This is a genomic window from Winkia neuii subsp. neuii DSM 8576 (assembly GCF_000420405.1).
GTDB lineage: Bacteria > Actinomycetota > Actinomycetes > Actinomycetales > Actinomycetaceae > Winkia > Winkia neuii.
Genome location: NZ_ATUW01000001.1, coordinates 327,729 through 348,365 on the forward strand (window position 1 = coordinate 327,729; position 20,637 = coordinate 348,365).

13 protein-coding genes and 2 tRNA genes are annotated in these 20,637 nt (G+C 54.8%); 11 read left to right on the forward strand and 4 right to left on the reverse strand.

Translation table 11 applies throughout. The features are described from left to right. Nucleotides 1-265: 265 nt before the first annotated feature. The 11 genes from dnaA to G437_RS0101540 all read left to right on the forward strand — a co-directional run bounded on the left by dnaA (nt 266) and on the right by G437_RS0101540 (nt 13,531). Nucleotides 266-1,714, forward strand: coding sequence for a chromosomal replication initiator protein DnaA (gene dnaA / locus G437_RS0101490; protein ID WP_024330835.1), 1,449 nt, complete (start codon nt 266-268; stop codon nt 1,712-1,714). Nucleotides 1,715-2,277: 563 nt separating this feature from the next. Next, nucleotides 2,278-3,408 carry a DNA polymerase III subunit beta gene (gene dnaN / locus G437_RS0101495; RefSeq protein WP_024330836.1) on the forward strand — a complete coding sequence of 377 codons (1,131 nt, stop codon included), beginning with the start codon at nt 2,278-2,280 and terminating at the stop codon, nt 3,406-3,408. Nucleotides 3,409-3,416: 8 nt separating this feature from the next. Further along, on the forward strand, nt 3,417-4,577 hold the full coding sequence (gene recF, locus G437_RS0101500; RefSeq protein WP_024330837.1) for a DNA replication/repair protein RecF: 1,161 nt from the start codon (nt 3,417-3,419) through the stop codon (nt 4,575-4,577). Further along, nucleotides 4,570-5,145, forward strand: a complete 576-nt coding sequence (locus G437_RS10840; RefSeq protein WP_024330838.1) for a DciA family protein — start codon at nt 4,570-4,572, stop codon at nt 5,143-5,145. Before recF ends, G437_RS10840 begins: the two co-directional genes overlap by 8 nt. A gap of 196 nt (nt 5,146-5,341) precedes the next feature. Next, nucleotides 5,342-7,369 (forward strand): DNA topoisomerase (ATP-hydrolyzing) subunit B, encoded by a 2,028-nt coding sequence (gene gyrB / locus G437_RS0101510; RefSeq protein WP_024330839.1) that lies wholly within the window; start codon nt 5,342-5,344, stop codon nt 7,367-7,369. 138 nt (nt 7,370-7,507) lie between these two features. Beyond that, a complete protein-coding gene (gene gyrA, locus G437_RS0101515; RefSeq protein ID WP_231782333.1) occupies nt 7,508-10,075 on the forward strand; it encodes a DNA gyrase subunit A in 2,568 nt (855 codons plus the stop codon). Continuing rightward, the gene (locus G437_RS0101520) at nt 10,072-10,467 is read left to right on the forward strand and encodes a DUF3566 domain-containing protein (RefSeq protein WP_024330841.1); all 396 of its coding nucleotides are present in this window, start codon (nt 10,072-10,074) and stop codon (nt 10,465-10,467) included. The genes gyrA and G437_RS0101520 overlap by 4 nt, the downstream gene beginning before the upstream one ends. A gap of 191 nt (nt 10,468-10,658) precedes the next feature. Next, a tRNA-Ile gene (locus G437_RS0101525) sits at nt 10,659-10,732 on the forward strand. 28 nt (nt 10,733-10,760) lie between these two features. Next, nucleotides 10,761-10,833 (forward strand) — tRNA-Ala (locus G437_RS0101530). A 278-nt stretch (nt 10,834-11,111) separates the two neighbouring features. Next, nucleotides 11,112-12,185: a LacI family DNA-binding transcriptional regulator gene (locus tag G437_RS0101535; RefSeq protein WP_024330842.1), complete on the forward strand. Its 1,074-nt coding sequence runs from the start codon at nt 11,112-11,114 to the stop codon at nt 12,183-12,185. Next, nucleotides 12,182-13,531, forward strand: a complete 1,350-nt coding sequence (locus G437_RS0101540) for a mannitol dehydrogenase family protein (protein ID WP_051141854.1) — start codon at nt 12,182-12,184, stop codon at nt 13,529-13,531. Before G437_RS0101535 ends, G437_RS0101540 begins: the two co-directional genes overlap by 4 nt. Before the next feature lie 4 nt (nt 13,532-13,535). Here the strand turns inward: G437_RS0101540 and G437_RS0101545 are convergent, their stop codons facing one another. The 4 genes from G437_RS0101545 to G437_RS0101560 form a co-directional block, all read right to left on the reverse strand. Continuing rightward, nucleotides 13,536-15,875 (reverse strand): ABC transporter permease family protein, encoded by a 2,340-nt coding sequence (locus G437_RS0101545; protein WP_155845677.1) that lies wholly within the window; start codon nt 15,873-15,875, stop codon nt 13,536-13,538. A 14-nt stretch (nt 15,876-15,889) separates the two neighbouring features. Then, nucleotides 15,890-16,549: an ABC transporter ATP-binding protein gene (locus G437_RS0101550; RefSeq protein WP_081638874.1), complete on the reverse strand. Its 660-nt coding sequence runs from the start codon at nt 16,547-16,549 to the stop codon at nt 15,890-15,892. A gap of 296 nt (nt 16,550-16,845) precedes the next feature. Next, a complete protein-coding gene (locus G437_RS0101555; RefSeq protein WP_024330846.1) occupies nt 16,846-19,293 on the reverse strand; it encodes a bifunctional lysylphosphatidylglycerol flippase/synthetase MprF in 2,448 nt (815 codons plus the stop codon). Continuing rightward, a complete protein-coding gene (locus tag G437_RS0101560; protein WP_024330847.1) occupies nt 19,293-20,594 on the reverse strand; it encodes an alpha/beta hydrolase in 1,302 nt (433 codons plus the stop codon). The genes G437_RS0101555 and G437_RS0101560 overlap by 1 nt, the downstream gene beginning before the upstream one ends. Nucleotides 20,595-20,637: the final 43 nt, after the last annotated feature.

Genomic DNA, 20,637 nt, shown 5'->3' on the forward strand with positions numbered 1-20,637 from the left:
GACGCATTTGGCGAAGTTGCCCTACAGCGCTAGTTTTACACAGCCTGTGGGTAGTTGTGAATAACATCGATGTAGTTATCCACAAAGTTTTCCCCAGCTGTGGATAAGTGAAGCAGTTATATACACAGATCAACCCGAAATAACATGCTTGTGATTCCACAGGTATTACATCCACGTAGTTTATCAACAACTGTGGAAAAACCTGTGGAATATGATTTAGTAAGGGGTAATCCCTTAGTTGCCAGCATGAACGGACGGAGTAGTAATGGACCAAGACGCCCTAGCCGCGGCGTGGAAAGACATAGTGGAGTCTTTCGCAAACGATCCCACCCTCGGCAAAGCACAAGTTGGCTTCTTGGATATGACCGAACCACTAGGCATTTTGTCCGATACTGTTCTACTTTCGGTACCCAACGAATACACCAAAGGGGTGATCGAGGGCGGTCTCGCGACAACCGTCGAAGAGGCACTTTCGAGGGCCTTTGGGCGCCCTCTTTCGATCGCAATTTCCGTAAAACCTATCGAAACCACTATCGGTTCGAAGCCCGTCGAAAACCCACAGCCCGCCCCCAAGCCTGTGGATAACTCTAATTCGGCTTCAGAGCAGGAAAAAACGGATGCCCCAGCACCAAATAAACAACCTAAGCTCGGTTTGGTACCCAACCCCAACGCAGACTTTGATACTCATTTAAACGCGAAATACACATTCGAGACCTTCGTCATAGGTTCCTCGAACCGTTTTGCACATGCTGCAGCCAACGCTGCCGCTGAAACTCCTGCAAAGGCCTACAATCCCCTATTCATCTACGGTGGTTCCGGCCTCGGCAAAACCCACCTGTTGCATGCCATCGGCCACTACGCCCTCAACCTGTACCCGGCAATCAAGGTCTTGTACGTGAACTCAGAAGAGTTCACAAACGATTTCATCAATTCTATTTCTGCAGGTAGAGCCGAAGATTTTCAGCGCCGCTACCGCGATATAGATATTCTGTTGATCGACGATATCCAGTTCCTGCAGGGTAAGGAACAGACCGTCGAAGAATTTTTCCATACCTTTAACACCCTCTACAACGCAGACAAGCAGGTAGTTATCACGTCCGACGTGCCTCCCAAGGAGCTCGGAGGCTTCGAAGAACGCATGCGCTCGCGCTTTGAAATGGGATTGATGACCGATGTGCAACCGCCGGATCTGGAAACCCGAATCGCTATCTTGCGGAAGAAGGCCCAGGCCGAAGGCCTCGAGGTAGACGACGACTCGCTGGCCTACATCGCCTCGCGATTTGCCACCAACATTCGCGAGCTCGAGGGCGCCCTTCTGCGCGTTACTGCCTTTGCCTCACTTTCCGACACCAAAGTTTCGCGCTCGCTAGCGGAAATGGTTCTAAAGGACATTGTCTCGGATCCGGAGGATCCCGAGGTCACTCCGGCACTCATTAAGGTGCAAACAGCCGAATATTTTGGGGTAACGCTGGATCAGCTCTGTTCGGCCGACCGCTCGCGCGCACTGTCTGAAGCGCGCCAAATAGCCATGTATTTGTGCCGCGAGCTCACCACGCTCTCGCTGCCCAAGATTGGTCAAGAATTCGGCGGTCGCGATCACACCACGGTCATGCACGCCCAACGGAAGATTACTGAGCAGATGGCTAAGAAACCTCAGACCTTCAATCACGTCACGGAGCTCACCAACCGGATCAAACAGAAGGCGCGCGGGTAACCGGCAGGTAAATTAGTGTGACCTAAGCGAACTTTAAGGCTCTATTCCGGGATTTTATCCCCATCTGTGGATAAGTCTGTGGATAGCTGTGGAATTACAAGACCCCTCTTTTCACAACTTACAAAAATCTGTGGACGCCGCCTGTAGCGAATTACAAGAATTCCACACCAGACCGCATCTACTCACAGATTTCTCCACTTTTTTATCCCAAGTGTTTTTCTTGAAATTACGCCCCAAAATCCGCTTATCCACGAAATCCACAGCACCTATGACGACTATGAACCCTTAACTGTGGGATTTTTCTGTGGATCGATACCAAAGGCCTCCCCGGCCGCTGCCTGCGCTGCCCGCAGACGGGCAAAATTTTTCCTCCGACACCCAAAAATGAAACAATTTCAGTTCGGCTCAGCTAGTTAACCTCGTGTTTGCCTAGCTAAGTGTCGAACGGGGTGAAACCTTTTTGCAGAGCTTTCGCCCCTGCACTAAAGTGTGAGTAGCTTGCGTCAAGTAGACGCGCGGGCAACTTTCCAATTGCTCGAACTTTTCTAAAGAAGGGAAGCGGCGTGAAGTTCCGTGTAGACCGCGATGTACTGGCCGATGCCGTAACTTGGACGGCCCGAACTTTGCCACAGCGCCCCGCGGTTCCTGTTTTAGCTGGGGTACGCCTAACCACGGAGGGTTCTATTGTGGTGCTCTCTTCTTTCGACTACGAGACTTCGGCACGTTCAACTATCGAAGCCCAAGTGGAAGAGGACGGGGAAGTCTTAGTATCGGGTCGCCTCTTAGCTGACATTTGTAAAGCACTACCAGCGAAACCCGTCGATGTCATACTCGACGGGCCCAAGGTGCGCATCAAATGCGGTTCGTCGAAGTTTTCGCTGCTTACCATGCCATTGGATGACTATCCGGCATTGCCATCCGTTCCCCCGGTTGTGGGAACTATAGATTCTGCCGATTTTTCGCAGGCCGTTTCACAGGTAGCAGTTGCTGCTTCCAAAGACGATACGCTGCCACTGCTCACCACTATCAATTGCGAAATTAACGGCGACACACTCACCATGTTGGCTACTGACCGCTACCGCCTAGCTCAGCGCGATATCAAGTGGAAGCCGCAGGATGAGTCGTTGCAAGCTGGGGCTTTGGTGCGGTCGAAAATGCTCACGGACATGACCAAATCTCTTTCTGGTGGCGGTGAGGTTAAAATTTCGCTTTCCACTGACGAAGGGGCAGCAGCCATTTTGGCAATGGAACAGGGTGGCCGGCGCATGACCAGTCAGCTCACCGATGGCGACTATCCGCAGGTTCGCAGGCTCTTCCCCGAAACTACGTCCATACACGCGGTAGTAGATAGGGTGGAACTGCAGTCCGCCCTCAAGCGTGTGTCCTTGGTTGCTGAACGAAACACGGCGGTGCGACTGACGCTCGAACCCGGCCAGCTCACCCTCGAAGCAGGCCAAGGTGAGGACGCACAGGCTCGCGAAGATGTGCCACTCCACTTAGATGGCGAACCTATAGTGACCGCTTTCAATCCGCACTACCTGTTAGACGGGTTAAACGCCATCGACGATCCCTATGTGAAGATGTCGTTTAATCATCCGTCTAAGCCGGCCGTCCTCACCGGCCAAGAAGAGCCGGGAGCCGGCGAAGATCCCTCGTACCGCTATCTACTCATGCCGATTCGTTACGGCATATAAGGGGTAGGGTGCACCTAACCGATCTGGCCTTAGACGATTTTCGATCCTACCGGCATGTTGTAACGCGTCTTTCCGGTGGGATCAACGTCTTTTTGGGCAAAAACGGCCAGGGCAAAACAAACTTGGTGGAGGCGGTGGCCTATCTGGCCACCTTCTCTTCGCACAGGGTGGCTGCCGACACGGCTTTGGTGCGAATCGCGAGCGGGGGTGAACCTGTTCCCTCAGCCGGGGTAATTAGAGCTAGGGCCGTCCAAGATGGCCACGAAAAGCTGTTAGAGGTAGAAATTGTTCGAGGCAAAGCAAATCGGGCACGCCTAAATCGGGGTGGAATAAAGCCGCGCGAGTTACTCGGTATTGTGCGAACAGTTGTATTCGCCCCCGAGGATCTGCAAATAGTGCGGGGTGATCCTGCAGGTAGACGTCGATTCATAGACGATTTAGTAGTTCAATTACACCCCCTACTTGCGCCCGTCTATTCTGAGCACGACAAAATCTTGCGTCAACGCGCCGCACTCTTGCGCACGGGCCGAACAAGTGGGGCTTCACCCGCCACCTTGGAGGTGTGGGACAGTCATTTAGCGCAGGTGGCTGCCAAGATTATTGCGGCGAGGGCACGAACCGTTGCTGCTTTAGCCCCACTGTTGGTCGGAGCTCACGCGGCAATTGCGGAAGATGCCCGCGCCTTGCATATCAACTACCGTTCTTCGCTGGTTTCAAAAATTCCGCTTGCCGCCGAAGAACTGATGGACGAAAAAGTGGTTGAACCCAAGATGGTTCAGGCGCTTGCCGCTATGCGCCCTCGGGAATTAGAGCGGGGGGTAAATCTGGTAGGAGCCCACCGCGATGACCTGGAACTTACCTTAGAAAATATGCCTGTAAAGGGCTATGCCTCCCATGGGGAAACCTGGTCAACCGCCCTCGCCCTCAGACTGGCGGCGTTTGCGTTGCTGAAGGAAGATGGTACGGAACCAATCTTGATTTTGGACGACGTATTTGCTGAACTCGACACGCACCGCAGGCAGGCGCTAGCCAAGGTAATGCAGGCTTCAGAGCAAGTTATCGTCACGGCTGCGGTGGGCGAGGATTTGCCCGAAATTAGTCAAGCCACATTTTTTGACGTAGCTTTCGATCAGGAAAAGGGAACACAAATTGTCCGGCGCGATGAATGAGGGGACTCGCTACGCTCGCGAAGCCCTGCGCCGCATGCAGGAGCAGGCTTGGGAAAAAGGAAATGCGCGCCTTTCGGCAAGCCAATTGCGCCACATTCGCGAACGCAAGGGCACACGTGCCAAAGAGGGCGAGGACCCGGCACCCGAAGTAGACAAAATTTGGCAGGCTCCCCCGGGAATAGCCGGCGGGGGCACCGGCCCGCGTCCCTCCCGCCGCGACCCCAAGAAGGTTTCTACTATTGCGTCCTATCTGACCTATAAAAATGGGTGGAATGATTCCCTGCGGGCTGCCTCGATAGAGGCTAAATGGCCTGAAATTGTAGGGCCGAAGTTGTTAGAACACGCCCAGATTGAAACGGTGCAGGCGCCCAAGTTGGTGGTGCGGGCCTCCTCTACCCCCTGGGCCAGTGCGCTGCGTATGCAGATTCCTACGCTGCTAAATCGAATTGATAAGAAAGTGGGAGCCGGCTTCATAACCGAGGTGACGATTTTGGCCCCGGCAGCCCCCAAGTGGACTCACGGTCGCCTGCGCGTGAAGGGCCGTGGCCCACGCGACACTTACGGATAGAGATTTTGCTGCGCGAGGCAAACGTATCAGTAAACGAAATCCCGACTGCTTTCAAATATGGCCCCTAGAAGCGATTTAAGGGCCGCTTCTGTATCCCTGGCCCTATCGAGTTCGGCAAGCGCGTAAAACCGCGTTAGAATAGTTTCTGGATTTGACGCATTTCCCTAGCTGTTTGAAAGAAAAAGAGGGGTTGTAGGTGAGCGAACCACAACACAACCAGGGCGAATATGGCGCCTCGGATATTACTGTTCTAGAAGGACTCGAGGCCGTTCGTAAACGTCCGGGTATGTACATTGGCTCAACCGGTGAACGCGGTTTGCACCACTTGGTGTACGAAGTGGTGGACAATGCGGTAGACGAGGCTTTGGCCGGCTACTGCGACCACATCGAGGTCACCATCCAAAAAGATGGGGGCATCCGTGTTGACGACAACGGCCGTGGCATTCCCGTGGACATGCACCCCACCGAACACCGCCCCACCGTCGAGGTGGTAATGACCATATTGCACGCCGGCGGCAAATTTGGGGGCGGCGGCTACGCTGTTTCCGGTGGGTTGCACGGCGTTGGTATTTCGGTGGTGAATGCACTGTCTAAGCGGGTCGACACCGAGGTGCGCCGGCAGGGTTTCGTGTGGCGGCAAAAGTTCGCTAACGGGGGCCACCCTGTAGGGGAACTCGAGAAGGGCGAACCCACTAGTGAAACCGGTACGTCGCAAACCTTCTACCCCGATCCGGAAATTTTCGAAACGGTGCGTTTTGATTTCGAAACCTTGCGCATGCGGTTCCAGCAGATGGCTTTTTTGAATAAGGGTTTGCGCATTACGCTTACCGATCTGCGCGAGGGCGTTACTGTCGAGGGCGACGAGATTGCGGGCCAGGATCTTGACGGGGATGGCGTTGCCGACACGGATCAGGAAAAGGTCAAGCGGGTTAGTTACTGCTACCAGAACGGGTTGCGCGATTATGTGCAGTTTTTGAACACCCGCAAAAAGACTGATGTGATCAATAGTCAGATTATTGATTTTGAGGCGGAAGATACCGAAGCGGGCATGAGTGTCGAGATCGCCCTGCAGTGGACTACCCTCTATAACACTTCTATACATACGTTTGCTAATACCATCAACACCACCGAGGGCGGCACTCACGAGGAAGGCTTCCGCACTTCGCTCACTACCGTCCTCAACAAGTATGCGCGCGACAAGGGGTTGCTAAAGGAAAAGGATTCGAACCTTACTGGCGACGACGTGCGCGAAGGCCTCACGGCTGTCATTTCTATCAAGCTGACTGAACCGCAGTTCGAAGGCCAAACCAAGACTAAGTTGGGAAATACTGCGGCGCGCACGTTCGTCTATTCGAACATGTACCAGCGTCTAGGTGATTGGTTGGACGAGCATCCCACTGAGGCGAAGGCGATCGTGCACAAAGCCCAGTCGGCGGCGTCGGCGCGAATTGCAGCCCGCAAAGCGCGTGAAGCCACTAGGCGCAAGGGTGTGCTCGAGGGCGCTTCCATGCCCGGCAAGTTGCGCGATTGTTCTTCCCGGGATGCTTCGATTTCCGAGATTTTTATTGTCGAGGGCGATTCGGCAGGTGGCAGTGCGGTTATGGGGCGCAACCCCGAAACGCAGGCTATTTTGCCGTTGCGCGGCAAGATCTTGAATGTCGAAAAGGCCCGGGTGGATAGGGCCATGTCTTCAGAGACTATTCAAAGCTTGATTACCGCCCTCGGCACTGGGGTTAGCGAAGATTTTGATATTCAGAAATTGCGCTACCACACTATTGTGTTGATGGCAGATGCCGATGTCGATGGCCAGCACATCACTACGTTGCTGCTCACTTTCTTGTACCGGTACATGCGTCCGCTGATCGAAAATGGGCACGTCTATCTGGCCACTCCCCCGCTTTACCGCATCAAGTGGTCTAACGCTTCCCACGATTTTGTCTATTCGGACAAGGAACGCGACGAGAAGGTCAAGGCCGGTTTGAATGGGGGCCAATGCCTTCCCAAGGAGGGTGGCATCCAACGCTACAAGGGCCTGGGCGAAATGAGTGACCAGGAGCTGTGGGAAACCACTATGGATCCGTCCGGGCGAATTTTGAAGAAGGTCGAAATGCAGGAGGCCGCTCGCGCTGACGAGGTCTTTTCAATGCTTATGGGCGAGGACGTGGAAGCTCGCCGCGCCTTCATTCAGCGCAATGCATCCGACGTACGCTTCTTGGATATCTAAAGGGGAAAATAAGTGTCTGACGAAAAAAATGATCCGAAACGCTACGCCCCGGAGGATGCCACTGACGCCTTCGGCATGTCTACGGGTGACGATGTAGCCTCGGCTGAGCTTATACCCACTAAGGCGGGCGGACGGCTCATGCAGGTCGACCTCGAGAACGAAATGCAAAAGTCCTATCTGGACTACGCAATGTCGGTAATCGTGGGGCGTGCCTTGCCCGATGTGCGCGACGGGTTCAAGCCTGTGCATAGGCGCATCCTGTACACGATGTACGACAGCGGCTACCGCCCTAACGCGGGTTTTTCTAAGTGTATGCGCGTTGTTGGCGACGTTATGGGTAACTTCCACCCGCACGGCGACGCAGCAGTATACGATGCGTTGGCTCGCCTAGTGCAGCCTTGGTCTATGCGCTACCCGCTGGTGGCTGGCCAGGGTAACTTCGGTTCGCCCGGCAACCTGGGTCCTGCGGCTCCCCGTTATACCGAGTGCAAGATGGCGCCTATGGCCATGGAAATGGTGCGCGACATTGACGAGGACACTGTCGATTTCATGGATAACTACGACGGCCGCTCGCGCGAACCCGTCGTATTGCCCGCGCGTTTCCCCGCCCTTTTAGCTAATGGTTCCGAAGGGATTGCTGTGGGTATGGCCACGCGGATCCCCCCGCACAACCTGCGCGAACTAAACGATGGCATCCAGTGGTATTTGCAGCATCCGGAAGTGTCCCGCGAGGAGCTCCTCGAAGGGCTTATGGCCCGCATCAAGGGCCCTGACTTCCCAACTGGAGCAACTATTTTGGGCCGGTCGGGAATCGAAAAAGCCTACCGCACTGGGCGCGGCTCTATAGTCCAGCGCGCGGTGGTCAATGTAGAAGAAATCCACGGCCGGCAATGCCTGGTAGTAACCGAGCTGCCGTTCCAGGTGAACCCCGACAATCTGGCCGAGAAGATAGCCCAACTGGTCAAGGATGGCCAGATTACGGGTGTGGCCGACATTCGCGACGAAACTTCGGGGCGTTCCGGCCAGCGTTTGGTAATCATTTTGAAACGCGATGCGGTGGCCAAGGTTGTTTTGAATAACCTGTACAAGCGCACTCAGCTGCAAGATTCCTTCCCGGCGAACATGTTGGCCTTGGTCGACGGCGTGCCACGTACCCTGTCGTTGGATGGTTTCATCAAACACTGGGTTGACCACCAAATTGACGTGATCCGGAGGCGCACCCAGTACCGCCTAAATAAAGCGCTTGAACGTCTACATATTTTGGATGGCTACCTGAAAGCCCTCGACATGCTGGACGAGGTTATTGCGCTGATCCGCCGCTCCCCCACTGTAGATGAGGCACGCGAAGGCCTAATGGAGTTGCTGGACGTGGATCAGATCCAGGCCGACGCAATTTTGGCTTTGCAGCTGCGCCGGCTGGCCGCCCTCGAACGGAAAAAGATTGTTGACGAGCACAACGAACTAAAGGCTCGCTGCGACGATTACCGCGACATTTTGGCCTCTGACGAGCGCCAGCGTTCAATCGTGGGCCAAGAATTGGGCCAGATTGTTGACAAGTATGGCGACGAAAGGCGCACTCAGATCCTGCCCTTTAACGGCGAGATGAGCATGGAGGACCTGATTCCCGAAGAGGACGTGGTGGTTACCATTACGCGTTCGGGCTACGCCAAGCGCACGCGCCTGGATCAGTACCGTTCCCAGCGGCGTGGTGGCAAGGGGGTGCGCGGGGCTCACTTGCGCAGCGAGGATGTGGTGGAACATTTCTTCACCACTACCACACACGATTGGTTGCTATTCTTCACTAATTTCGGGCGCGTCTACCGCGTGAAGGGGTATGAGCTCCCCGAGGGCGGGCGCGACGCCAAGGGCCAGCATGTGGCAAACCTGTTGGCCTTTCAGCCTGACGAGCACATTTCCCAAGTGCTGCAGATAAAGAACTATGAGCAGGCTGATTACCTGGTGCTGGCCACCAAGCGGGGTTTGGTGAAGAAGACTCGCCTTAGCGAGTACGATTCAAATCGTTCCGGGGGCATCATAGCGATCAATCTTCGCGAAGATGCCAATGGGGTGCCCGACCAGTTAGTTTCGGCGGTTCTGGCCAATGCTGAAGACGATCTGATTATGGTTTCGCGCAAGGGTCAGTCGCTGCGTTTTACCGCTTCGGACGAAGCGCTTCGCCCCACCGGGCGTGCCACTTCCGGGGTTACGGGTATGCGGTTCCGCGACAACGACGAACTGTTGGCGATGCGCCGGGTCGAGGACGAGGCGGATCTATTTGTCCTTACCGAGGGCGGGTATGGCAAGCGTACTTCGCTGAGTGAATACCGCGTCCAAGGGCGCGGTGGCTTGGGCATCAAGGTGGCCAACTTGGTCGAGGAACGCGGCGACCTGGTGGGAGCACTGGTCGTTGGCGAGGGCGACGAGGTGATGGTCATGATGCACGGTGGCAAGGTAGTGCGTTCGCGCGTTGACGAGGTATCGCGCACCGGCCGCAACACGCAGGGAGTTATTTTCTCGCGTCCCGACAAGCGCGACTATGTGATCGGAATGACCTTGAATGCTGAAACTATTCAAGATGAGCCCGAAGAGGACGAAAACGGTAACAAATCTGATACTGATTCGGACCAAATCGGCATAGGTGAGGGCGAAGCAGGCGAAAACCTGGCAGAATCGGAAAACGAATCCGAAGGTGAGGAGAACAAATGAGCACCGACGTGGAACAGCCAGCTTCCGACGGGGCCCGTCAGGTAGACCTGGTCGTATCGCGCATTGATCCGTGGACCATTATGAAACTGACATTTTTGCTGTCGGTGGCATTTGGTGTGGCCATGATTTTGGCCGCCCTAGTTGTTTGGCTATTGCTGAATGGGTTGCAGGTGTTTAGCTCAGTGCGCAATTTTGTCGAATCGATAGATTCCGAGAATACTTTGGGATCTTTGATTGAAATGATGAAGTTGCCGCGCGTTTTGGGCCTCACCACCGTGTTTGCAGTTTGTAACGCGGTATTGCTAACCGCGCTGGCTACCATTTCTGCGTTCCTTTACAACATTGCGGCTACTTTGGTTGGTGGCCTCAAGTTGACCTTGATGGATGAATAATTCTTCGCCGAGTGGGCCCGTACGGATTTGCCGTGCGGGCCCACTTTTTGCGCTGCTTGCGATCCTTTGAAGAGGCGAGGTAGTGGGCGCGCGGGGCGGCACTGTTGTGATGCCTGCAACGGAATGCGAAATTGGTTTGTCTTTGACGCCGTTCGTGGTTTATAGTCTAACGGTGTCGCAGTTGCGACGGCGGGCCTATAGCTCAGTTGGTTAGAGCGCTTCCCTGATAAGGAAGAGGTCGCTGGTTCGAGTCCAGCTAGGCCCACAGGCCGCGTGAGCGGCTTTTCTTGTAAGGGGCTATGGCGCAGCTGGTAGCGCATCTGCTTTGCAAGCAGAGGGTCGCGGGTTCGAGTCCCGCTAGCTCCACAGAAATGTTGGTCGCTACTAGGGTAGCGGCCTTTTTTGTTTGTAAATAGCTGCTGCAAGCCTAGTGCTAGGTGGGTATTTTTCGAAGTTTGGTGCGCCCTCTGCTGGATGTTACCGCTGTCGCCGGGGGTTCCCGATGCGCCCTGAACCTTCTAAGGCTTATTCCAGATGCCGCGCGTAGGATTTCCCCGCCCAAGAAACATTAAAAATTGGTTAGAACCTCTAATAATTTCCTTATTTTGTCTACAATAAATTATATCCAACAAAGAGGTACAGACGTGACCGAACCTAACAAGCGCGGCCTGGACAGTATCCTGGGCCGCAACAAAGCTCCGCTGCCACACGGGCGGACCACCGGTAGGGGTGCCCGCAAGGCGGTAACTATTAATGATGTAGCGCAAGAAGCCGGGGTTGCGCCCTCGACAGTTTCTAGGACGTTTTCCCGGCCCGGGCGGGTAAATGCCGAAACCGCGGAACGGGTACGTGAGGCTGCCCGCAAGCTGGGTTACCGCACGGGCCCGGTGTCCAGAGCCGTGTCCACGCCCATCAATAAGATGTTGGCAATTGTTGTGAACGATATTTCCAACCCGTTGCTCGGCGATACGGTCAGGGGTTTTCAGGCGCGCGCAAGCAAGCTTGGCTACATGGTGATGTTGGTTGACTCTCTCGAGGATGGACCTAAGGAACGGGCCGGGGTAGAACGCGTTCTTTCTACCGCCGATGGGATTGCACTCACCTCGTCTAGAATGTCTGATTCCGCTATCCGCCAGATCATCAAAGTAAAGCCAGTGGTTACGATCAACAGGGCGGTCTCGTCAATCCCTTCGATCGTCACTGACACCAGGGCGGGAATGAAATACGCTGTTTCGCATCTTACGAGGCTGGGGCACAAACGCATTACGTATTTGGCGGGTCCCGAAGAATCCTGGGCCGACGGAGTGCGTTGGCGTTCACTTTTGAAAGCCGCCGAACAGGCTGGGATTAGAGTCCGCCGCACCAGCCCTCAGTCTGGAAGTGTCGAGGGCGGGTATGCCGCAGGCAAGGAGTTCCTGCACGCGAAGACTACCGCGGTTATTGCCTACAACGATCTGATGGCGGCCGGGTTTGTGCGTTTCCTTCGCGACAATGGGATCCAGGTGCCGCACGAGGTGTCGGTGATAGGTATAGGCAATACTATGGCGGCGACACTCTCGTTCCCGCCGCTAACCACGGTTGCTACGCCCGCCTACACAATGGGGGTTACAGGGGCTTCAATGTTGATAGGGCAGATCCGCAAGCACGGGGTAGCACAGGTGCCGGCAATGGTTTTGCCCATGAAGCTAATCGAGAGGGCGTCGACAGCGCAGGTATGAGGCGTCTAAGCCGAAGTGAGCGGGCCCGCCAGGTGCGAATTATCCACCTGGGGGTGGGTAACTTTTCCCGAGCACATTTGGCTACGTACACTGCCGAGGCTGAAACTGAGGCCGAGGCCGGGTGGGGGATTGCGGCGTTTACGGGGCGCAGCCCCAAGGCGGCGGAAAAGCTTCGCCCTCAAGGGGGGCTGTACACGTTAATTACCAGGGGAGCGCAGGGTGATTCTTTTGAGGTCATTACGTCGCTTTCACAGGTATATCCAGCTTCTGAGTCGCGGGCGTTTCTAGAGCTACTTGCGCGCCCTGAGGTTGGTGTGGTTACTACTACGGTTACTGAAGCCGGCTATTGTTTGGATTCTGCTGGCCGGTTAGACCTAGAAAACCCGCAGATCAAAGACGATTTAGAGGGCGTCAGGAAAGGGCGAGTTCCGGCCTCGATTCCCGGACGCATTTGGGCTGGGCTGCGGGCGCGCGCCAGGGCAGAGGCGGGCCCGATTACAATTTTGCCCTGCGATAATTTGGCAGAAAATGGGGCGGCAGTGCGAGCGGCTGTGGAGGGTTTTGCTTCCGCCACGGGGCTGGGGGGCTGGGGTGGTCTAGAGGTCAGTTGGGCCACCTGCATGGTGGACCGGATTACGCCAGCTACTACCCCTGCAGAGGTCGAGTTGGTGCGCGCTGAGTGTGGTTACTGTGATGCTGCCCCTGTTGTTACTGAACCGTTTAAAGAGTGGGTGATTCAGGGGGATTTTCCGGCGTCGCGGCCACGGTGGGAGTTGGCTGGGGCGAAATTCGTTTCGGATGTAAAGCCTTACGGTCAACGTAAGCTTTGGCTGTTAAACGGTTCGCATTCGCTGCTGGCCTATGCGGGTCCCATTTTGGGTTGCGACACTGTGGCTCAGGCGATTGCGCATCCTCTTCTGAAACGGTGGGTAGAGCAGTTTTGGGATCTGGCGGGGGCGTTCTTGCAGGTAGAATCGGCTGCTTACAGACGCGAATTGCTAAAGCGGTTCAGGAATCGGCGGATCCGCCATCAGTTGTCGCAGATAGCTCACGATGGGTCAAGGAAGATCCCGGTTCGGATTGTGCCTGTCCTTGAGGCTGCCGCCACGGCTGGGGTGGATCCTACCCCGGCGCTTCGCCCTCTGGCTGCTTGGATAGCACATCTGCGTGGGATGGGAGCGCCCGTGGTGGATCCAGATGGCGGGTATTTGCGGGAACTGGTTGCGCGGCCGCCTAGTGTTGCGGTGGCGAAGATTTTTGAATATCTTGGCCTCTCTGAGTCCCTTGTAGAGGGCGGCGAATTGGCTGAAAAGTGCGCAGCTTTAGTTTGTGAGCTCGAAGGGTAGCGGTTTATTCCTGTGGGGCGGATAGTTTTCTGCGGTCTTTGGGCAGGTGGAATGCTTCGGCTAGGAATATTATCGTCAGAAGCACAGGGGGGATTAGCCAAGTGTAGCCGGCACTAACCTGGTGTGGGGTGGGGCCGCGTCCGGCAACCCCGGGAGTAGACATTAGCCAGCCGATTATTGTTGAAACTATTATGGAGCAGAGGTAGGGGCTCACCTCCCGCAATCGGAGGTTACGCAGCAGGCTATCGCCCCCACCGTAGTTGTTTACAACGAATTGCAGGGCGGCGCTGCGTTTCCGCGCCAAGGTAAGACCCGTCCCTGTTAGTACGGCACTAAGGGTGAAACCCAAAGCTAAAACAGCCAAAGACAATTTGTGTAAAGACGAAGTATTCACACTAGTTGCCTCAGTGATTGCGATAGAGGGGGATACTGTTGCCGCTGCTCTTCTGAAACCAGTCTGTTGAACAATAGGTTTTGTGGCGAAATCAGGAATGTAGATTCTACGATCGGGACCGGGAACAATTCCGGCCTGTTGCAACCGAGCATCGTTTGGATTCGCAATCCACCCGGGTAGATTTGCTTGCGTGAGGCGCGGATTTACTTTCTTATCTAACGTAAGTGGAATAAATTTTATTATACTAAACTTTGGAGCGGATATTAACGCAATATCAAATTTGTTCCCTTGTTGAGTTTCTCCCAATTCGGGTGATATATACCCGGTGAGATCCTCACCAGGAGGGGCGCTTATCGTAAATCCGATTAAGTCCATCCATTGACGGCATGAATCGGGATTATCGGATTTATTGAAACACTGCCGATAAGTGTCGGGAACTATACGCGGCATATACCGAGACTCATCTGGCAAGGCGAAAATAATTGAGTTTCTCATTACTTCGGGGAATTGTGATTTTAGATATGATACATGCTGGGAACTAATGTTTGCTGCAGTCAGGTAGTTGTCCCCGTCCGGTTTGCCATAATTTAAGGCGTTAGCATGCCCCTGGAAAGAAATTGCCATCAGAGTGGTAAGTGAAATAACTATTGCAACCATGGGAGTAAGGGTAAGAGTGGAGGCTGAGCTGACAATACCAGTCTCCCGTAATGGTTTGCCGATACTCACCCATGACAATGAACACGCGAGTAGGGCAGCGCCAGTTACGGCTACGATAATTGATGGGAAATACAGGATTGATGTAAGAGGAACAGCGAACCAGATTGAGATAGCGGAAATTGCTAAAAGTGCAGCTCCGAACCCTGAAATAGTTTTGAGAGATCCAGTTCCAACTCTCACTGCCGTTTTGTGGCGCCTTCTGTTGCGCGACTTATAGTAAACAAGTAATACTATGAGTGAAATAAGTATAGTCGCAAAAACTCGGATATAACAGGTATACACACTACTTGGCTCGTAGGCTGTCCAGAATTGATCGAATTTACGACCTAGGTAACCGCACAGGAGCCACATTCCTAAATGAGCGAACAAGCCGCCGAGTAGTTCTGTAGTTACTAGTGATGTGACGATAACTCCAGCAGATAAAAGCCAGGCTAATTGCTGTTTCATTCCTATAGCACGCAGCGAGCTCACTGTTTTAGCGGCAATTTTACTTACAACAGTAGCGCTTATCACCAGAAGCGCTACGGCAGCTAACGAAAGGATTATAGACAGTACCTGCCAGCTATCGAGGAGAGTCTTTTTTTCTCCATGTAATATATACTCTGTTGCGCTGTCCACTGAGGTAGATCGAATAGTACCGGCGTGGATGTCTTTCGAAGCATATTCTTCCTGCTCCAGATTAAGATTTGTAAACCATAAAGTGGCTGCCTGCTGCTCCGGTGGCGGCATCTGTTTTACAGCAAATTCCTCGCTTATATGGGCAGGTAGGATTGCAATTCCTACAACTTCGAAGATAGAGTTCCCTATTTTTATTCGCTCGTTAATGTTAGCATCCAGCTTCTGTGATGTAGCTTGCGAGAGCACAATCTGGTGTTGGTTGTGTGGCCTGTGGCCTACTATCAACTTTCCATAGGGGAAATCTCTGCCTGTCTCGATCAATGTAGTTTTCGTCGAGTGATTGGCCTTTTCTATAACATGACTAGTTCTCGCGACCGGGACTAACTTGCTGTTCTTAGCGCCTCTCAAAAGATCTGTCCGCGCTTTAGAAGTTGTGGTACCGACCTTGTATTGATATCCGCCGTAGGTTGTCTTGCAGTCGGTTTCGATGGCGTTTATGAAATTTGCGCGGAACATTCCGGAAAGGGAAGCACATGTAGAAAAGACCAGTAGGCCTACGCTTAGGATCAATGCTAGGCGGAAATGCTCTCGAAGAAAACCTATTGCAACCTTCATCCGCATTGCGCGTATTACCTTTTTTCGATCAGTTTGTGTTCAGATACTTCCAGCACTCTGTCTGCGGCTTTAGCCACTGCTGGATCGTGGGTGACGGTGACTATGCACACGTCTAGTTCGTGTGCTAGTTCACCGAGTAATTCGGAGATTCCGCTAGAGGATTCCTCGTCTAAGGCACCTGTTGGTTCGTCTGCCAAGATGACTTTTGGCTTGTTCGCTAAAGCTCTAGCAATTGCGACCCTTTGTGCTTCGCCCCCAGAGAGTTGGTCGGCGCGTGAGTCGGCTATATCCCCTAACCCCAGACGCTGTAATAATCGGGACGCTGTGTCAGGGTTGTGGCCGAGGGTGCCTGCAACCTGCTGAGCCAGCCGAATGTTGTCACGCGCACTGAGGTAGGGAATTAGCCGATAGTCCTGGAATACTCGGGCCAGTACCTTCCCTCGCAGGTCTTTTAGTGGAAAGTCGGAAACTGGTCTTCCCGCTATCTTCACGGTTCCCTTTTCGGGAACCAGGGAGCCGTCAAGCAGGTTTAGCAACGTAGTCTTCCCCGACCCGGAAGGGCCCATAACCACGTGAAATAAGCCGGATGCGAATTCGGCATCCATATTTGTGAAGATTGTTCGCAGTTGCCGAGCGTCGGGAAAATGGAACGATATCCCAGAACACGTAATCATGAATTATCCGCAGGATTATCGGTGGTCTTGGTCGGTGCGTGCGTAAGGAACGGTTTCGGGTCTCAATGCGAACTCCTTCGTTGCTTCGGGTTGCTACTGGGGCATCTTCCTTTAGTCGGGCAGAGTGAGCCCCTTGCATCACGAGAATAACAAGGTAGATTCATCGTCGCATAACGTTAAAGGACTCTAATGCGGCGGGAAGTTCCACGCTCTCTGCGTCCAGTGGACGGCGCCAGGCGACACGGGTGGCAGCAGGAAAAATTGGGTCCTGGCACAAGCGCGATCAAGGGGTAGGGTCAGACCCCCAGCTTCGCCCTCACCCAGCGGGCGGCCATCATGGACGCATCGGTCACCCCAAAATCGGGTAAGTAGGCGCGACCAATGGCAAAACCTACCGCAGGTAGCTCCGCTACGTCGGGAACTAACAGGTACATTGGTTCGTAAGTCGGTTGAAACTTTGCTTTAAACCTGGCTAACGACCTAAACCCATAGACCGGCTCCAACATGCGCCCCACCCGATCCAACGAATCGGAAAGGAAAGCGCGTTCCTCAATCTCACTCGGTTCCTCGCCCGCCGGCGCCGGGGCAAGCGGCGCCCCCGACAAAGACACGAACTCTAAACCGGCTTCCTGGCAGGCAATAGCCTGTTCTACCAGCAGCAGCTCGATGACCTGTTTGAAACCGCCCTCGCGCCTGCGCATCACATCCAAGGTGCGGCCAACCAACTGCCCGTCTCGGTAAACCGGTAGCCAGGAAGTTACCCCGTGAATGGTGCGCTCATCGTCAACAGCAATCAAAAGCGACACGGCGGGATCTTGCAGCTCAGCCACCCCACCCAGGGTGAAATGCATTTCCGGCAACGCCTTGCCCTCGACCCAGCGGGCACAAATCGCGCGAATCTGATCGCGCCCGCCCTCGGGAAGATCCTCCCAAGTTACCTCTTCGACGTGTACGCCCTCGCGAGCGGCCCGATTCTTTGCGGTGCGCAAATCCTGATATTTCTTACCCACCAGCGTGAACGATGCCATCGGAACCACGGCCTCTTCAGCTACCCGCACGGCAGTCCAACCCAGATTCTGCGCCGCCTTAGCGACCTCGGCGTGGGTCGAATAGAGGGCGGGAATCCACCCGTTCTTCTGCGCGAATGCCCCGAACTCGTGGACGAGGCGACCCATGTTCGCAACCTTGCCCACCGGATCGGCGGTAGCCAAGGCCACGCCCTCGACAACGCGGTAACCCCACCCGGCAGAACCCGTCCTATCCGCCCAAGGTTGGTTGCCCGCCCACGTAGACATCCACGAAAGAGAACCGCCACCGGTTAGAACAAGTTCCCGCAAATGCGATTCCGCATCCAGGTTCGCGGGGCGGAAATAGGAGCGCTCCGCAGGTACGAGCCGGCCCCTCGAAGTGAACGTACGCCAAAGTAAAAACACCAAGGCAATAGCCAGCAGATGGGCGGGAGGTCCCGCAAAAATTTGCACAAAGGTGCGGGGAGTCGACCAGGCACGCGGCTCCAAAGCGTAAAGCAGTAGCATAACGGCCAGGCCCACCGCGAAAATGAGTCCCGCCCTCTTGCCCATGAGCTTATAGGTGCCCTCTGCTGCATGCACGTGGAAGAAACCTTTAGTTGCAAGAAGCAGCACCAAAGCGCAGCCACTGATAGCTATCTGAAAATAGAGCGGAGGAAGTGCCGAAAAAATGTGTTGGGTAGAAAAAGTGAAGTCCTCAGGAACCAAATGCACCCACACCAGGGCGCGCACAACGCCCACAATTTGCACTGCCACCGCAACAATCCAGGCTGCCCTGCGCGAACGCGACAACCCGTCCGCCAGAGCCAAAAACAGCAGGAAGAGGGCGACATGGTGAAGCAGGGGAGACATGGCCCCACCGCTGGCGCGCGCCAACTCCACCGTGCAAAGCGGATCGGCTATATGCGCCCTAATCGAGGCGAATCCATCGGGGAAACAGTGCGCTGCCAATGAAGCCGGCCGCAACCTAGAAATAAAAATTAGCCGTTCAATTTGCGCCATCGGCCCCGCAGGGTGCCTGAAAATGGCGCTAATAAGCCCCGAGGTGCCTAATGCGGCAACGATTATGGCAATGTTAGCGGGAATGTCAGCGCGCGCCCCCATGGGCTTGCCGCGTCGAGCGCTCGCGGAAGGCGTGTAGCCAAGCACAAGGCCCGCAAGCGCGGCGCCGATGCGTACCACCTCAACCAAGTTCCCTACGATAAGGCACAACACCACCAAGGTGACAAATGTTGCCACGCGGATGCGGCGAGCCCCAATGCGACTAATCCGCCAGGTAGTGCCCACAAGCACCGCAATAACCCACGGCGAAAGAGAAACCACCGTTTCGTCAACCAAAACAGCCGAGGTGGAAAATCCTACCGCGTAAAAGACAAATACAGTAAGTGCCCCAAAAATAATGCCGCAAAGGTGGCCACCCACGGCAATTAGTGCCAGGCGGGCAGAACCCAACTTTGGTTCCGCCCACGAACCTACAGCCAGGGCAAACGCGGTAGCTAGCAGCAGGGCAATCCCATCAGAGGTAGTAAAGACAGCAACTAAAGGGCGCGACCAACCAGGAAATTCGGTAAGTGCAAAACGAGCTAGCGGCCCGCGCGTAGAAGCAGCGGGGCCAATCCCCAGAGCGAGAGCTAAAGCAATGTTTGCCGCCCAGCCCAACCCCACTAGAACAAGGGTGGCGGGCGAGCGCAATAACGCGGACTTAATTCTGCTCATCACTTGCCCTTCTCGATTCCTAGCTGCTGCATCATCCACGGCCATTGTTGTTTCAATAGACTGCGCCAGACCGCCCACGAATGCCTGCCCTGGGTGTAGACAATCTGACCCACGTCAATTCCTTTCTTCTTTGCCTGCGCGTGCACGCGCCTAGTTTTTGCTCCCGCGAACTTATCTTCGATTCCGAGCCCGAACCTACCCGACATGGCGGGGAAATGCCCGTTCTGCAGTAGGGGAGCGATCTGGTAGAGCTTCCACTTTTCTGCATCCCCCGCAAAAGCGTGCTGAATCGTGTAGCGGCGGGTGCCTATTTTTTGTTCAGCTTCCCCAGACATGTCAAAAAAGTGGCGGTAGGTGTTGGGTGCCTGCAATGCGAATTGGACCGCGCAGGTGCCCCCAAAACTTACTCCGGCAACCAGCCATTTGTCCGCGCTAGCAGCGGCCGGTAGGTTAGCTTTAACCCATTCGGGCATATCTTTAGTGGCGTAGGTAGAAGCGTTACCCCTAGTCGAATCCGCACACAGGGTGTTGTAAGTGGTAGATCCCGTAACGTCAGCTAGCACAAGAATTGGGGCAACGCCAGAATGAGTACTGGCATAACGTTCAGCCATCATGGGGGCGTTACCTAGTCGAACCCAGTCGTTCGGGGTGCCAGGGATACCGGCCAACAACACCAGCACAGGCAGCTTTGGTGGGCGCGGCCCCAGCGCGGCCGGAGGAAGATAAATATTTGCCGGGCGAGCCCGAAAACCAGACTTCTTGCCCGGAATTGTCACCTTAGTGAGCACCCCCCGCTTGGGAATATTGCCAAAGGATTTAGCATCCAGTTTCCGCTCGCTGCCCGCAGCCAGATGTAGCTTCTTCCAAGAAACGGTGTCAATCTTGCTGGGCCCAAAGAAAGATTCCATAGTGGGGTAGGCCTGGTATACCGCATTAGTACCAAGTGAGGCCCCAGCCGCAAAAACCGCAACCGCAACCAGTGCGCCCAAAAAGCGGGTTGCCCTCGCCAGGGTGGGGGCTTTAATCCCGAGGGCGAAACCCCCCATAACTAGGGCGCTTACCGCCAAGACGATCCAAATATAAATGTGCCAGTCGAGCCCATCGGGAAAAGGCACCCAAAGGTAGTCAATTACGAGCAGCGTTATTGCGGAGGCGCCCCCACCCGCAAGCAACGCCACAAAAGCTTTGCGAAAATACTTTTTTGCGCCCGCCGCCAGGGAAAACATTAAAGCGGTCGCGACGGCGACAAGAATCCAGGCCAGCCACAAAGCATTGGGGCTAAGCAAGTTCGCGTCCCGCACATCGACTCCTATTCTTTAAGGGCCTGGGCCCGGCAACAAAAAC

What these genes read in the sequence shown, in the direction of transcription:
- dnaA (WP_024330835.1), top strand. Translation starts at nt 266, where the DNA reads ATGGACCAAGACGCCCTAGCCGCGGCGTGGAAAGACATAGTGGAGTCT.
- G437_RS10840 (WP_024330838.1), top strand. Translation starts at nt 4,570, where the DNA reads ATGAATGAGGGGACTCGCTACGCTCGCGAAGCCCTGCGCCGCATGCAG.
- gyrA (WP_231782333.1), top strand. Translation starts at nt 7,508, where the DNA reads ATGCAGGTCGACCTCGAGAACGAAATGCAAAAGTCCTATCTGGACTAC.
- G437_RS0101520 (WP_024330841.1), top strand. Translation starts at nt 10,072, where the DNA reads ATGAGCACCGACGTGGAACAGCCAGCTTCCGACGGGGCCCGTCAGGTA.
- G437_RS0101540 (WP_051141854.1), top strand. Translation starts at nt 12,182, where the DNA reads ATGAGGCGTCTAAGCCGAAGTGAGCGGGCCCGCCAGGTGCGAATTATC.
- G437_RS0101545 (WP_155845677.1), bottom strand. Translation starts at nt 15,875, where the DNA reads ATGAAGGTTGCAATAGGTTTTCTTCGAGAGCATTTCCGCCTAGCATTG.
- G437_RS0101550 (WP_081638874.1), bottom strand. Translation starts at nt 16,549, where the DNA reads ATGATTACGTGTTCTGGGATATCGTTCCATTTTCCCGACGCTCGGCAA.
- G437_RS0101555 (WP_024330846.1), bottom strand. Translation starts at nt 19,293, where the DNA reads ATGAGCAGAATTAAGTCCGCGTTATTGCGCTCGCCCGCCACCCTTGTT.